At 65.1% G+C, this 14265-nt stretch carries 8 protein-coding genes and 5 pseudogenes; 6 read left to right on the top strand and 7 right to left on the bottom strand.

What is annotated here, in order from left to right:
• Positions 1-11: 11 nt before the first annotated feature.
• The 3 pseudogenes from HNP49_RS19045 to HNP49_RS19035 all read right to left on the bottom strand — a co-directional run.
• A pseudogene (locus HNP49_RS19045) lies at positions 12-527 on the bottom strand (CHASE domain-containing protein); the annotation flags it as partial.
• Between the two features lie 137 nt (positions 528-664).
• Positions 665-1729 (bottom strand): annotated as a pseudogene (locus HNP49_RS19040) (sensor histidine kinase); the annotation flags it as partial.
• Positions 1730-1738: 9 nt separating this feature from the next.
• A pseudogene (locus tag HNP49_RS19035) lies at positions 1739-4816 on the bottom strand (PAS domain-containing protein); the annotation flags it as partial.
• Positions 4817-5623: 807 nt separating this feature from the next.
• Here HNP49_RS19035 and desA point away from each other — a divergent pair.
• The 6 genes from desA to HNP49_RS15040 all read left to right on the top strand — a co-directional run bounded on the left by desA (position 5624) and on the right by HNP49_RS15040 (position 10723).
• Complete coding sequence (gene desA, locus HNP49_RS15065; RefSeq protein WP_184684604.1) at positions 5624-6808, top strand: delta-9 fatty acid desaturase DesA; 1185 nt, start codon at positions 5624-5626, stop codon at positions 6806-6808.
• 144 nt (positions 6809-6952) lie between these two features.
• Positions 6953-7276, top strand: a complete 324-nt coding sequence (locus HNP49_RS15060) for a metalloregulator ArsR/SmtB family transcription factor (RefSeq protein WP_184684603.1) — start codon at positions 6953-6955, stop codon at positions 7274-7276.
• Complete coding sequence (locus tag HNP49_RS15055; protein ID WP_184684602.1) at positions 7273-7707, top strand: YeeE/YedE family protein; 435 nt, start codon at positions 7273-7275, stop codon at positions 7705-7707. The genes HNP49_RS15060 and HNP49_RS15055 overlap by 4 nt, the downstream gene beginning before the upstream one ends.
• 1 nt (position 7708) lies before the next feature.
• Positions 7709-8131 carry a DUF6691 family protein gene (locus tag HNP49_RS15050; RefSeq protein ID WP_184684601.1) on the top strand — a complete coding sequence of 141 codons (423 nt, stop codon included), beginning with the start codon at positions 7709-7711 and terminating at the stop codon, positions 8129-8131.
• Entirely contained in the window at positions 8128-8991 is an 864-nt protein-coding gene (locus tag HNP49_RS15045) for an MBL fold metallo-hydrolase (protein WP_184684600.1), read from the top strand. The genes HNP49_RS15050 and HNP49_RS15045 overlap by 4 nt, the downstream gene beginning before the upstream one ends.
• Complete coding sequence (locus HNP49_RS15040; protein ID WP_184684599.1) at positions 8981-10723, top strand: SulP family inorganic anion transporter; 1743 nt, start codon at positions 8981-8983, stop codon at positions 10721-10723. The genes HNP49_RS15045 and HNP49_RS15040 overlap by 11 nt, the downstream gene beginning before the upstream one ends.
• 1 nt (position 10724) lies before the next feature.
• Here the strand turns inward: HNP49_RS15040 and HNP49_RS19030 are convergent.
• From HNP49_RS19030 to HNP49_RS15025, 4 genes and pseudogenes are all read right to left on the bottom strand, one after another.
• Positions 10725-11162: pseudogene (locus HNP49_RS19030) on the bottom strand (methyl-accepting chemotaxis protein); the annotation flags it as partial.
• A 102-nt stretch (positions 11163-11264) separates the two neighbouring features.
• Positions 11265-12041: pseudogene (locus HNP49_RS19025) on the bottom strand (PAS domain-containing protein); the annotation flags it as partial.
• A 111-nt stretch (positions 12042-12152) separates the two neighbouring features.
• Positions 12153-13259: an agmatine deiminase gene (gene aguA / locus HNP49_RS15030; RefSeq protein ID WP_184684595.1), complete on the bottom strand. Its 1107-nt coding sequence runs from the start codon at positions 13257-13259 to the stop codon at positions 12153-12155.
• Between the two features lie 370 nt (positions 13260-13629).
• The gene (locus tag HNP49_RS15025; RefSeq protein ID WP_184684593.1) at positions 13630-14262 is read right to left on the bottom strand and encodes a TetR/AcrR family transcriptional regulator; all 633 of its coding nucleotides are present in this window, start codon (positions 14260-14262) and stop codon (positions 13630-13632) included.
• Positions 14263-14265: the final 3 nt, after the last annotated feature.

The raw sequence follows: 14265 nt of genomic DNA, 5'->3' as shown, positions 1-14265 counted from the left end.
CGACTGAACAGGGCAATCTCCAATTGCATGCTGCGCGCCGCCTCAGGCAACTCGCGCAACAGCGAGGGGATGTCGATCACCGTGCTGATCAGCCCCCAGTAACGCCCGTCACGCAGGAACACCGGTACCCGGTACGCCAGACCCTGGCCGCCCTGGCGCAGGGTGATCGGACCATCCAGCACCGGCTGGCGGCTGGCAATGGTGCGTTGCACCGCGGGCCATTGCTGGGGGTTGTCCGGGTAATACAGGCCAAGCGCACCCTCATTGCCGGCCAGCGGGTAGACGTAGCTGATGCGGTTATCGGGTGCCAAGGCAATGTTGCGGATATGTCGACTCTGGGTGGTCAGACCCTCGATCCAGGGCTGCAGGGCCGCCTCGTCGATCTCGCCGTTACGGCTTTGCAGGTAGGCGGCCAGGCCGGTGGCCAGGTGCAGGGTGCCGTTGAGCTCGTTGAGCAGACGCGCGCGCAGCTCGCCGGCCTGGCTGCTGACCTGCTGGCGCTGTTCATCCTCGCGGCGTTGCTGCACCTGTTGCAGCAGCAGTTCGCTGAGGCCGAGCAGCAGCAGAAACAGCAGGCCGGCCAGGCCCAGCGGCAGACGCCCGCCCAGCCAGTACCGGGTAGCGGGCGTCGATGGGCTGTCGAGGTGCAGTTTCACTGGCCCTCCTGCACGACCAGCTCGATCCAGAAGCAGGCGCCCTGGCCTGGCGGGGAGTCGAAGCCGATCTGCCCGCCCATGCGCTCCATCAGCTCCTTGGTGATGGCCAGGCCGAGGCCGGTGCCGCCTTTCTGGCGGGTGTCGGAGGCGTCGGCCTGGGAGAACTTGCTGAAGATGCGGGCATGGAACTCGGCAGGAATGCCCGGGCCCTGGTCAGTCACGCTGACACGGACACCCAGCGCGCAGCGGTTCATGCGCACCTCGACCTGGCTGCCGGCGGGAGAGAATTTGGCGGCGTTGGACAGCAGGTTGGCCAGCACCTGCTGCAGGCGCTGGCTGTCGGCGCGCACGCGGATGCCGGCAAGGGATTGGCTGATGCGCCAGCTGACGCCGTGCTCGTCGGCATACGGCTGGTTGTGCAGCAGGGCTTCCTCCAGCTGAGCCAGCAGGTCCAGCTCGGTGAAGTGGAAGGTCATCTTGCCGGCGACCAGCTTCTCCATGTCGAGCAGGTCGTTGATCAGCAGGCCCAGGCGCCGGCTGTTCTGGTGGGCGATCTGCAGCATGCTGCTCATCGGCCCCGGCACTTCGCCGAGGGCTCCGCCCACCACCAGGCCGAGGGCGCCGGAGATCGAGGTCAGCGGCGTGCGCAGCTCATGGCTGACGGTGGAGACGAACTCGTTCTTCATCTGTTCGATGCGCCGTCGTTCGGTGATGTCGCGCACCACGCCGATGAAGCGCCGGGCGCCCAGGTGCTGGATGGCCGAGACCGCCAGCTCCATGTGGAATTGCGAGCCGTCGCGGCGCAGGCCGAGCAGTTCGCGGCCGCTGACGCCGAGAATGCGCGCCTGGCCGCTGTCTCGATAGTGGCTGATGTAGCCGTCGTGGGCGCTGCGATCCGGCTCCGGCATCAGCAGGGAGACATTGCGCCCGAGCACTTCGTCGGCTCTGTAGCCGAAGACGCGCTCGGCGGCCTGGTTGAAGGATTCGACCCGGCCCTGTTCGTCGATGGTGATGATGGCGTCGATGACGTTGTCGAGCAGGGTGCGCAGGTAGGCCTCGCGCTCGATCACCATTTGCTCGGCGCGGCGCTGCTCGCTGATGTCCCAGATGAAACCGTCGATCCACTGCAGGTGGCCGTTGTCGTCATATTCGCCGCGGCCTTTTTCGCTGACCCAGACGATATGCCCGTCGCGGTGGCGCAGGCGGTAGCTGAGTTCGAAGGTGGTGCGGGCCAGCAGGTTCTGCTGGGTGCTGTAGGTGATTGCCAGGTCTTCGGGGACGATCACGCTGGCATAGCTGCGTACCCGGTTGTCGATGAAGTCGTTGGCCGGGTAGCCGGTGATGCGTTGAATTTCCTCGCTGATGTGGAACATGGTCCAGGCGGCATCGTTGCGGCAGCGATAGGCGGCGCCGGGCAGGTTGCTGAGCATGCCGCGAAAGCGCTGTTCGCTGGCCAGCAGGGCCTGGCTGAGGCTGACCAGCTCACTGATGTCGGTGGCGATGCCCAGGTAGCCATTGAGCTCGCCTTCGGCGTCATACAGCAGCGACACGGTGAGCAGTACCTGACGGCGGCTACCGTCCTTGTGTAGGTAGGTCCACTGGCGAGACTCCGAACCTTCGCGGCGGGCAATCTCGACGAACACGGCAAAGCCTTCGACCACGTGCCCGCTCTCGGCACTGAGTTCGGCGCCACGTGCGCGCACCTCGCTTTCCAGGTGGAATAGTGCCGGACTTTGGCTGCCCACCACTTCATGAGCCTGGTAGCCGAGCAGGTGTTCTGCACCGGAGTTGAACAGGGTGATCAGGCCGCTGGTGTCGGTGGCGATTACCGAGACCTCGGTGCTGCTGTCCAGCACGGTCTGCAGGAATACCTGGGTTTCGCGATTGGCCTGCTCGGCGCTGACCCGTGCACTGATGTCCAGGTGGGTGCCGTACATCATCAGCGGGTCGCCGGCGCTGGTGCGGCTGAGCAGGCGTCCGCGGGACTCGATCCACACCCAGTGGCCATCCTTGTGACGCATGCGAAATTCGCTGACGAAATGGCTACTCTCGCCCTCGAGATGGGCTTGCAGGACGCTCTGCGTGCGCGGCAGGTCATCGGGGTGGGTCATCTCCAGCCAGTGCTGGATGTTGTGGGGCTGCAGCTCTTTGGCGGCATAGCCCAGCAGGCCCAGCCAGCGCGCGTCGAATTGGCAGTCGCCGCTCTGCACGTTCCACTCCCAGGTACCGCAGTTGGCTCCTTCGAGAATGCTGCGCAGGCGCTGGCGCTCGCGGGTCAGGTCGCTCTGCGCCTGCTTGCGGGTGCTGATGTCGAGCAGCAGTACATGCCACAGCAGGCTGCCATCGGCCAGGCGTTGCGGGCTGGCCTGGCCACCCAGCCACAGCTCGCCGCGCTGCGGGTGGCGGATGCGGAATTCACCGATCCAGGGTTTCAGCTGCTGTGCCGACTGGGCCAGGGAGGACTCGAAGATGGCTTGGTCCTGGCTGGCAATGCTGCGGAACAGTGGGCTGGCGTCGTGCTTCAGTGAGTCCGGATCGAGACCTGTGAGGGCCAGCAGGGCCTCGCTGGCATAGGGCAGGGTGCGCCGGCCATCGCTGTGCAGTTGCAGCTGCAGGATGATACCGGGCACCTGCTCGGTCAGGCGTTGCAGGCGTTGCAGCAGTTCATCGCGCTGCTGTTCCTGCAGTTCGCGCTCCAGCGTGGCGCTGACCCAGCGGGCGAGCAGGCGCATGAACTCCAGGTCGGCACTGTCGAACGGCTGCGGGCGTGCCTCGCGCGCAGAGAAACTGAGGGTGCCCCAGCGTTCGCCCCTGACCCAGACCACCATGCCGATGTAGCTCTCCAGGCCAAACTCGGCATAACCCGGGTGATCGGCGTGTTCCGAGGCACCCATGTGCTCGATGGCCAGCACATCGTCGCCTCGCTGGCGGGTGATCTGGCAGTAGGTCAGGTGCAGCGGGAAGGTTTGCCCGTCGATGCGTGGCTGCTCGCTGCTGAAGTGCTGCTCGACCTGGTAGTTGTCGTCCTCGATGCGTGCGATCAGGCCGTTTTCCAGGCCAAAGAATTCGCAGCCCAGCTGTAGCCCACGACGTAGCTGGATATCGCTGGCCAGGGTGGAGCGGGCGGCAATCTCGTTGAGCAGGGACAGGGCATGCTGCTGCTTGCCTTGCAGCTCCTGCTCGTGGGCCAGTTGCTGCGCGCGGCGCAGGGCATCGATCATCTGGCCGAGGCAGGCCAGCAGCGGCTGCAGCTGTTCGATTTGCTCGTGCTGGTAGCCACCCTGGCGGTTGGCCAGGCCGAGCATGCCGATTATCTGCTGGTCGACGCGTACCGGCAGGCCGAGGAAGGCCTGCAGCGGCGGATGGCCGGGCGGAGTGCCGCCGCTGGCCGGATGCTGCGCTGGACTGTTGCTGAGCAAAGCTTCGCCACTGCGCAGGACCAGGCCGAACAGGGTGTCCAGGTTGCGGAACTCCATGCCCTTGGGCGCGTGCGCGGCATAGAAAGCGCGCGAGTCGTCATCCCAGGCGATGTTGCTGATGGCAAAGGTGCGCAGGTAGGGCGTGCCCTGATCATTCTGCAGCACCTCGCCGAAGAAGCCGAAACGGCTGCCGGTGTAGTCGAGGATCTGTTGCAGCAGTTGCTCGAACAGCGCGTGGTGGTTCTGTGTGGTGATGAAGGCTGACTGGGTTTGCTGCACCAGTTCAAGTAAGCGCCGGGCTTCCTGACTCTGCCGGTGTTCCTCGCGTAGCTCGCGCTGCTGACGGTCGAGGCGCTGCTGGAGAATCCGCAGCAGTCCCAGCAGCAGAATTTGCACGCTCAGCCAGGAGAGCAGCCAGTAGGCCAGCCGTTCCCGGCGCTGCTGCTGGTACTGGGCCAGCAGCTCTTTAAGCGGATGGGCAATGGCGAGTACGGACCGGACCTCGGTGCCGGCCTGGTCGACAGGCAGCAGTACCAGGTTGCTCTGCTCCCGCGGTAGGTCCAGACGCAGGCGTTGCGCCTGAGTAATCTGGTCGGGCAGCTGGGTCTGCCGCAGACGTTCCTGCCAATGGTCGGCGGGGTTCTCCAGCGACCGCCAGAGGTGGTTGTCGCGCAGTGCCGGATGCCGCTGGCGCTGGAGCAGCAGAGCCGGTGCGCCGAGTGCCAGTTCGACCACCGTCATGGCCGGTAGCGGCGCTCCGGTCACTTCCAGCACGGCCAGTGGCGGCCTGCTGCTGTCGCTGTCTGGCACGGGGACCAGACTGTACAGCAGCAGGCCCTGATCGCTCTGCTGCAGGCCGCTGCGTGCCTGGCGTTGACTGAAGACTTCGGCCAGCAGGGCGGCGCGCGTTTCGCCGAGATCTCCGTGGGGAAGGCTCGACTCTTCGCGCAGCAGGGCCTCTGCATTGCCGGGCAAGTGCACCAGCAACTGGTTGAAATCGAGGTTTTTCAGGGTGCGCAGCGTGGGTCTGAGATAGCTGTGCAGTTGCCCGCGCAGTTCCATTTGCGCGGTGCTGTCGCTGTCGGCATGACGGCTTAGCAGTTGTTTCAGATACGGATCGCTGGCCAGCTCCTGGCTGATGCGGGCGACCGAGGTGCGGCGGCTGAGCAGGGCGGCCTGGAGGATGCTGTGGTCGCGCGCCAGTTGCTCGTCCAGGAGCTGTTGTAGCGCGCGATCCTGGCGCTGCAGGGCGAACAGGACCTGCACGATGAACAGCAGGGCCAGCAGCAGACTGCCCCAGATCAGCAAGGGTCGGGTGAACTGTCTGGACGTTGCGCTCATAGATCCTCGGGACTGCGGCTGCCGTCTAAGCATAGGTGGGGTTGGCCCAGGCTCAAGGCGCCGAACCGCAGCTAATAGGGCAGCAAACCATAAGCCAGATCAACAAATCACCATTTTTGTCTAAGCCGGACGCTGCTTTTAGCGCCCGCCTCCGCGATAATGTGCACACTTGTTCACGATGTTCCCCCTTATCGAGGTTTTTCCTGCATGTGGTACAACGGTTTGCTCGACCTTTCGGCCTGGCAGCTGGTAGCGGTCACCCTGGTACTGACGCATATCACCATCGTCAGCGTCACCGTCTACCTGCACCGCTACTCGGCGCATCGCGCGCTGGAGCTGCACCCGGCGCTCAAGCACTTCTTCCGTTTCTGGCTGTGGCTGACCACGGCGCAGAACACCAAGGAGTGGACCGCTATTCACCGCAAGCACCACGCCAAGTGTGAAACCGTGGATGACCCGCACAGCCCTGTGATCAAGGGACTGCGTACCGTGTTGCTGACCGGTGCCGAGCTGTATCGCGCCGAGGCGAAAAACGAGGACACCCTGCGTATCTACGGCAAGAACTGCCCGGAGGACTGGATCGAACGCAACGTCTATTCGCGTTTCCCCGAGGGTGGTGTGGTGCTGATGGCGATCATCGACCTGGCGCTGTTCGGCGTGCTCGGCATGACCGTGTGGGCGGTGCAGATGATGTGGATTCCGGTGTGGGCCGCCGGCGTGATCAACGGCCTGGGCCATGCCGTCGGCTACCGCAACTTCGAGTGCCGCGATGCTGCCACCAACCTGGTGCCCTGGGGCATCCTGATCGGCGGTGAGGAGCTGCACAACAACCACCACACCTACCCCAACAGCGCCAAGCTGTCGGTGAAGAAGTGGGAGTTCGACATGGGTTGGGCCTGGATCCAGCTGTTCAGTGCACTCGGCCTGGCCAAGGTGCAGCGTGTGGCGCCGATCGCCCACCGCGTAGAGGGCAAGGGCAGCCTGGACATGGACACCGCCATGGCTATCCTCAACAACCGTTTCCAGATCATGGCGCAGTACCGCAAGCTGGTCATCGCGCCGCTGGTCAAGCAGGAAGTGGCCAAGGCCGACGCCTCTGTCCGCCATCATTTCCGCCGCGCCAAGCGCCTGCTGTCGCGTGAGACCAGCCTGCTCGACGAGAGCCATCAGGCCCGTATCCAGCGCATGCTGGAAGACAGCCAGGCGCTCAAGGTGATCTACGAAAAGCGTCTGGCCCTGCAGCAGATCTGGGTCAAGACCAGCAGCAACGGCCACGAGATGCTCGAAGCAATCAAGCAGTGGGTGGCCGAGGCCGAGGCCAGTGGCATCCAGTCGCTGCGCGACTTCGCCGAGCAGCTCAAGACCTACTCGCTGCGCCCCGCCAACGCCTGATTTCGCGGCGTTCAAGAAACCCGCCCGCGTTCGCGCCGGCGGGTTTTTTATTTGGCAGGGGTATGCCGTCGGTCGGCCCGGCTGTACATATAGCGAATAAACAATATATTTAAATACATATTGTCTTTCGTGAGAGTGTTTGCCGTGACTGATCTTCCCGCTGCGCCAGACATCGATCTGCTGCGCGCCAATGCCAGTGCCGCCGGGCAGTTGCTCAAGGCCCTGGCCAATCCCGATCGCCTGCTGCTGCTCTGCCAGCTATCCCAGGGCGAGCGCAATGTCAGTGAGCTGGAGGCGCTGCTTGGCATCCTGCAGCCGACGCTGTCCCAGCAACTGGCGGTGCTGCGCCGCGAAGGACTGGTGGAAACCCGCCGCGAGGGCAAGCAGATCTTCTACCGCATTAGCAGCCCGGCGGCGCTGGCGGTAATCAACACCCTTTACCAGCAGTTCTGCGGAGGTGAGCAATGAGCATCGACTGGTTGCACTTCACACCCTGGTCGGCCCTGGCCGGCGGTGCGCTGATCGGCCTGGCGGCCGGCATTTTCGTTCTGGCCAACGGCCGGGTGGCCGGTATCAGCGGCCTGCTCGGTAGCCTGTTTTCCCGCAGTCGCGAGGGGCTGGGCGAGAAGGCGCTGTTCCTGCTCGGCCTGCTGGTCGCGCCGCTGCTCTGGCAGTTGTTCACCGCGCTGCCGGTCATCGAGTTCCAGGGCGGCTGGCTGAGTATCGCCCTGGCCGGCCTGCTGGTCGGCCTCGGCACCCGCTACGGCGCCGGCTGCACCAGCGGCCACGGTGTCTGTGGTCTGTCGCGGCTGTCGCCGCGCTCGCTGGCCGCGACCCTGGCGTTCATGGTCGCGGGTTTTGCCAGCGTGTTCGTCATCCGTCATCTGCTGGGAGCCTGAGATGGGCAAACTGACCGCTTTCGCCGCCGGGCTGATCTTCGGCCTCGGCCTGCTGCTGGCCGGCATGGCCAATCCGGCCAAGGTGCTGGGCTTCCTCGACCTCGCGGGCGCCTGGGACCCTTCGTTGGCGCTAGTGATGGCCGGCGCCATTGCCGTGGCCCTGTTGCCCTTCACCCTGGCCAGGAAACGCCAGCAGTCACTGTTGGGCTTGCCCATGCAGCTACCGACCAAGCGTGAGATCGACCGCCGGCTGATCGGTGGCAGTTTGTTGTTCGGCATCGGCTGGGGCATCGCCGGCATCTGCCCGGGGCCGGCCGTGGCCATTTTCCTGACCGGTCACTGGCAGGTGCTTCTCTTTGTGGCAGCCATGCTGATCGGCATGGCCCTGTTCGAGGCGCTGGAGCGCCGGGAGCGTGCCCAATGAACCCGCAGGTTGAGGCCTTCTTCGATCCGGCCACCTTCACCTGGAGCTACGTGGTCAGTGACCCGGACACCAAGCGCTGCGCCATCATCGATTCGGTGCTGGACTACGATGCGGCCGCTGGGCGCACCAGTACCGCCAGCGCCGACAAGCTGATCGCCTTTGTGCGTGCTGAAAACCTGACGGTGGACTGGCTGCTGGAGACTCATGTCCACGCCGATCACCTCTCCGCCGCGCCCTACCTCAGGCAGGCGCTGGGCGGGCAACTGGGCATTGGCGCGTTGATTACCCGGGTGCAGGACACCTTCGGCAAGCTGTTCAATGCCGGCAGCGGATTCGCCACCGATGGCCGGCAGTTCGACCGGTTGTTCGAGGATGGCGACCGTTTCGCCATCGGTTCGCTCGACGCACGCGTGCTGCACACCCCGGGGCACACGCCGGCCTGCGTAACCTATGTGATCGGCGATGCCGCCTTCATCGGTGACACCCTGTTCATGCCCGACTACGGCACGGCGCGCTGCGACTTCCCCGGTGGCGATGCGCGGGCTCTGTACCGCTCGATCCAGCGGCTGTTTGCCCTGCCGGACGAGACCCGCCTGTACCTGTGCCATGACTACCTACCGGCCGGGCGCAGCGAGTATGCGTGCATGACCACGGTGGCCGAGCAGAAGGCGCACAACCTGCACATCCATGCCGGAGTGGACGAGGATGCCTTCGTCGCCATGCGCAGCGCCCGCGACGCCACCCTGAAGATGCCGGTGCTGATCCTGCCCTCGGTGCAGGTCAACATGCGCGGCGGTGAGCTGCCGCCAGCCGAAGACAATGGCGTGCGTTACCTCAAGGTGCCGTTGAATGTTATCTAGCTTGCAGCGCGCTTTACCTCTGCTGGCCACCTGGCGCGGCTATGATCGGCGGCAGGCGGGGCATGACCTGCTCGGTGCGCTGCTGGTCAGCCTGCTGCTGACCCCGCAGGCGCTGGCCTACGCGCAGCTGGCCGGCTTGCCGGCCGAGGCCGGGCTGTTTGCCAGCATCCTGCCGTTGCTGGCCTATGCCCTGTTCGGCGCCAGTCCCGGGGTGGCGCTGGCTGTCGGTCCGGTGGCGATTCTCGCCCTGATGACCGCCAGTGCCCTGCAACCGCTGGGCTTGAGCGGCGCGGCCTACGGGGCGGCGGCGCTGAGCCTGACCCTGCTGGTCGGCTTGTTGCTGGCGCTGTTGGCGCTGCTGCGCCTGGGCTTTCTCGCCAACTTCCTCAGCCATCCGGTGATCGCCGGTTTTGTCAGCGGTTCGGCCCTGCTGATTGCCGCCAGCCAGGTGCGTCACCTGCTCGGCGTATCGGCCGAGGGGCACAACCTGCCGCAACTGTTCCCCGCCCTGTGGGCGCAACTGCCAGCCAGCCATGGCCCGACGTTGGCGGTTGGGCTGGGCAGTGTGCTGTTGCTGGTGCTGCTGCGCGGCCCGCTGCCGCGACTGCTACAGCGCCTGGGGCTGAAGCCTTCGCGGGCGCAGCTGAGCAATCGTCTGGCGCCGTTGCTGGTGGTGGGGCTGGCGCTGCTGTTGAGCGCGCTGCTGCAGCTGGACAGCCAGGGAGTGCGGGTGGTCGGTGCGGTCACTGCGCATCTCCCCGGTTTCAGTCTGCCGAGCTTCAATCCCGCGCTGCTGCTGGATCTGTTGCCCAGTGCGGCGCTGATTGCTTTGGTCGGATTCGTCGAGTCGATTTCCATCGCCCAGAGTCTGGCGGCGCGCCAGCGTCAGTCGGTGCAGCCGGACCGCGAGCTGTTTGGTCAGGGCGCGGCCAATCTGGCGGCGGCCTTCAGTGGTGGCCTGCCGGTGGCGGCGAGCTTCTCGCGCTCGGCGATTGCCGTGGACAGCGGCGCGCGCACGCCCATGGTAGGCGTATTCACCGCCGCGCTGATGCTGCTGGTGCTGGTGCTGCTGACGCCGCTGCTGCGTCTGCTGCCTCAGGCGGTGCTGGCCGCCAGCATCATCGTTGCGGTGCTTGGCTTGATCGATCTGCGCTCATTGTGGCGCACCTGGCGCTATGCCTGGCAGGACGGCGTGGCTCAGGCGGCGACGCTGCTGGGGGTGCTGCTGGTTGGTGTCGAGCCGGGCATCGTCATTGGCGTGGCGTTATCACTGCTGCTGTTCCTCTGGCGCACCAGTCGCCCGCATATCGCGGTGGTTGGCCAGTTGCCGGGTAGCGAACACTTTCGCAACATCGAGCGCTATGCCGTGGTGCAGAGCGAGACAGTGCTGTCGCTGCGGGTCGACGAGAGCCTGTATTTCCCCAATGCGCGCTATCTGGAGGAGCGCATCGCCGAGCTGGTGGCGGCGCGGCCCGCGGTGCGTCACCTGGTGCTGATGTGCTCGGGGGTCAACCTGATTGATGCCAGCGCGCTGGATTCCCTGGAAACCATTGATGCGCGCCTGCACAGCGCCGGGGTGCAGTTGCACCTGTCGGAAGTGAAGGGGCCGGTGCTGGACCGGCTCAAGCGCTCGGATTTCTTCCAGCGCTTTGCCGGTCAGGTGTTTGTCAGCCAGTACGCTGCGCTCTGCCAGCTCGATCCGCAGACGGCGCAGCAGGCCCTGTCGCGCTGAGTCATTGCTCGAGGGTGGCGGTGAACTGGCTGATGGCCTGTACCACCTGACGGGCACCGTCCTGAATTTCCAGGATGACCTGTCCGGCCTCGTTGGCCAGCGTCACGCCCTGTTCGGCCTTGTCCTTGCTGGCTTCCATGCTGCTCACCGCGCCCTGGGCCAGCTCGTGGTTGCGCCGCACCACCTCGACGATCTCCACCGTAGCCTGGCTGGTACGTGCCGCCAGGTTGCGCACCTCGTCGGCGACCACGGCAAAGCCGCGGCCCTGCTCTCCGGCGCGCGCCGCCTCGATGGCGGCATTGAGTGCCAGCAGGTTGGTCTGTTCGGCGATGCCGCGAATGGTCTGCACGATGCTGCTGATCATCTCCGACTGCTGGCTGACCGCGCTGATGCCATCGGCGGCGCGGTTCAGTTCACCGGCGATGCCCTGCATCACGTCGACCGTGTGCTGCACCACCCGTGCGCCCTGTTGGGCGGTCTCGTCGGTGTGCAGCGAGGTGTCGTAGGCCAGGCGCGCGGCGCGTGACTCGGCCTCCTGCTGCTGGACCTGCTCGGTGATATCACTGGCAAATTTGACCACCTTGTACAGGCGGCCCTGATGATCGAATACCGGGTTGTAGGTGGCGCGTAGCCAGACCGTGGCGCCCTGGCGATTGATGCGCTTGAAGCGCCCGGAAAAGAACTCGCCGCGGTTCAGGCGCTCCCAGAACTGACGGTACTCGGCCGACTCGCTTTCGCTGCGCTCGCAGAACAGGCGATGGTGCTTGCCGCGGATCTCTTCCAGGCGATAGCCCATGACACCGAGGAAATTGTCGTTGGCCGCGAGCACCTCGCCTTGCGGATTGAATTCGATGGTGGCCATGGAGCGGTTGATGGCATTGATCAGGCTGCTCTGTTCCTGTTCGCCGATCACCTGGGCGGTGATGTCGGTGGCCATTTTCAGCACCCGTGTCACCCGCCCGCTGGCGTCGCGCACCGGGTTGTAGCTGGCTTCCAGCCAGACCTGCTGGCCGGCTTTGTTCAGGCGCAGGAAGCGCTCGCGGATGAACTCGCCGGAGGCCAGGCGTTGCCAGAAACGCTGGTAGTCGGCGCTGCTGGCATAGCCGGGCTGACAGAACAGGCGATGGTGCTGGCCGCGGATTTCATCCAGGCGGTAGCCCATGGTGGCGAGGAAGTTGTCGTTGGCGGCGACGATGGTGCCGTCGGGCTGGAACTCGATCACGGCCATCGAGCGATCTACTGCCTCTCGGCGGGCTTGGGCCTCGGCCAGCAGCAGCTGGCAGGCGGCCAGTTGCTGCTTGAGTTGGGTATTGAACATGAAGACCTCGGCGAATGCTGGCAGTTTTTATTTCAGCGTAGTCGTCGAGTTGTCGGCCTGCCGGCCGCATAGTTGAGCGTGCGCCTTGCAGGCGCACGCTCAACCGGGGGCTCAGCGCCGTTGCGGCGCTGGTTGCTGCTGGGTAATGCAGTGAATATTGCCGCCGCCGAGGAGGATCTCGCGGCCGGGCACCATCACTACGCGATGCTCGGGGAAGATCCGTTCGAGAATGGCGCGGGCTTCTTCATCCTTCGGATCATCGAAGCAGGGCGCGATGATGCCGCCGTTGACGATAAGGAAGTTGACGTAGGAGCCGGCCAGACGGATCGACGGATCGCGTTCCTGACTGCCTTCGGCGGCATCCACGCCGGCGCATTCTTCCTCGCTTGCATGGATCGGACCGGGGATCGGCATCTTGTGTACCACCAGCGCGCGTCCCTTGGCGTCGCGAGCCGTTTCCAGCACGCGCATGGCCGCCTGGCAGCGCGGGTAGTTGGGGTCGTTCACATCGTCGGTCCAGGCCAGCAGCACTTCACCTGGGCGCACATAGCAGCAGAAGTTGTCGACGTGGCCGTCGGTCTCGTCGTTGAACAGACCGTCGGGCAGCCAGATCACCGTGTCGATGGCCAGGTGCTCCGCCAGCTGCGCCTCGATCTCTTCGCGAGTCAGGTGCGGGTTGCGGTTGCGGTTGAGCAGGCATTCCTCGGTGGTGATCAGGGTGCCTTCGCCGTCGACATGGATGGAGCCGCCTTCCAGCACGAAACCCTCGGTGCGGTAGCGCGCGCAGCGCTCGACTTCGAGGATCTTGCGTGCCACCTGGTCGTCGCGCAGCCACGGCCAGTACAGGCCGCCGTCGAAGCCGCCCCAGGCATTGAAGGTCCAGTCCACGCCGCGCACGGAGCCTTCGTCGTTGATGACGAAGGTCGGCCCGGTGTCGCGCACCCAGGCGTCGTCGCTGGTGATTTCCAGCAGACGAATATTGGCGTGATCGAGACGCACGCGGGCGTTGTCGTACTGCCCGGCGGAAGCGCACACGGTCACTGGCTCGAACTCGGCGATGGCGCGGGCGACGGTGGCGAAGGCGGCCTGTGCCGGCTTGCCGCCGTTACGCCAGTTGTCCGGACGTTCCGGCCAGACCATCCAGGTCTGGCTGTGGGTTTCCCATTCGGCTGGCATGCGGAAGCCATCGGTGCGCGGGGTGGTGTTCAGGGTGGTCATAGGGTCACCGAAACGAGGTTCAGGGTAGGTCGGGTGCGACCCGGCGAGGGTCGTATGTGGTCGATGCTACGGGCCTCAAGTCATTGGCAGACTTGCGCTGGCGCGATCCGAGGAACAGGCCGTCTGGGTCGCGGCGACGGTGCGGGACATGGAACACCTCATCGGAGCTGAAACCGCAGCGGTCTGACGGTAGCAGACATGGCTTGGGTCTGTCGGTCTCGGGGCGACGCGTCAGACAATGAACAATTTATAGCCGATAAAAATCGACATTGGAAGCTAATTTACCGATCTTTATCGATTTATTATTCGAGATAAGGCGGAATTAGAAAGAAAGCGGCTTATTATGCCGATGTTTATCGGTGATTTCGTTTCAGCGCGGCTGCAGCGGCAGGTGGGGCGGCAGGTACAGCGACAGGTAGGCATCGAACACGCGGAGGCCTTCCTCAGCCAGGCGTGGTGTGATCAAGCCGAACTGCTGCACGGAGCGGGCATACACGCGGTCGCCCAGCTCCAGGGCGAGGGCGAACACGTCGATATCCTCCGGCAAAGCCGGCAGCTGGAAATAATGGGCAAACAGGGCCTGCATCTGCCGGCCAAGCTGGTCGTCATGCTGGCGGTCGGCCTGGGTCACTTCGGCCAGGCCATGGCTGGCGAGGATCAGCTGGCGAGCGGCTGGGTCCTGTTCGTAGACGCGCAGCATGCGCTGCTCGATCAGGCGCGACAGGTCGCGCCAGCTATGCAGGCTGGCGGCATCGATGGGCTGTGCCAGGCAGTCGCGGAAGGCGGCGTGTACGGCGGCGGTGAGCCCCTGCAGCAGTGCCGGTACGCTGGGAAAGAAGTGATACAGCGAAGAAGGTGGAATACCCGCGCGCTCGGCGACGCTGTAGATCGACAGGCTGGCCACGCCTTCTTCGGCCAGCTGGCTGCGTGCCGCCTCAAGAATCTGCTGGATGCGCGCCTGGCTGCTGGCGCGCGGCTTGCGGGCGGTGGCGGGGCGCGACATGAC

This window comes from Pseudomonas fluvialis (genome assembly GCF_014207935.1).
GTDB lineage: Bacteria > Pseudomonadota > Gammaproteobacteria > Pseudomonadales > Pseudomonadaceae > Aquipseudomonas > Aquipseudomonas fluvialis_A.
Note: the sequence above shows the minus strand (reverse complement) of the source record. Positions and strands in the feature narration are given on the sequence as shown.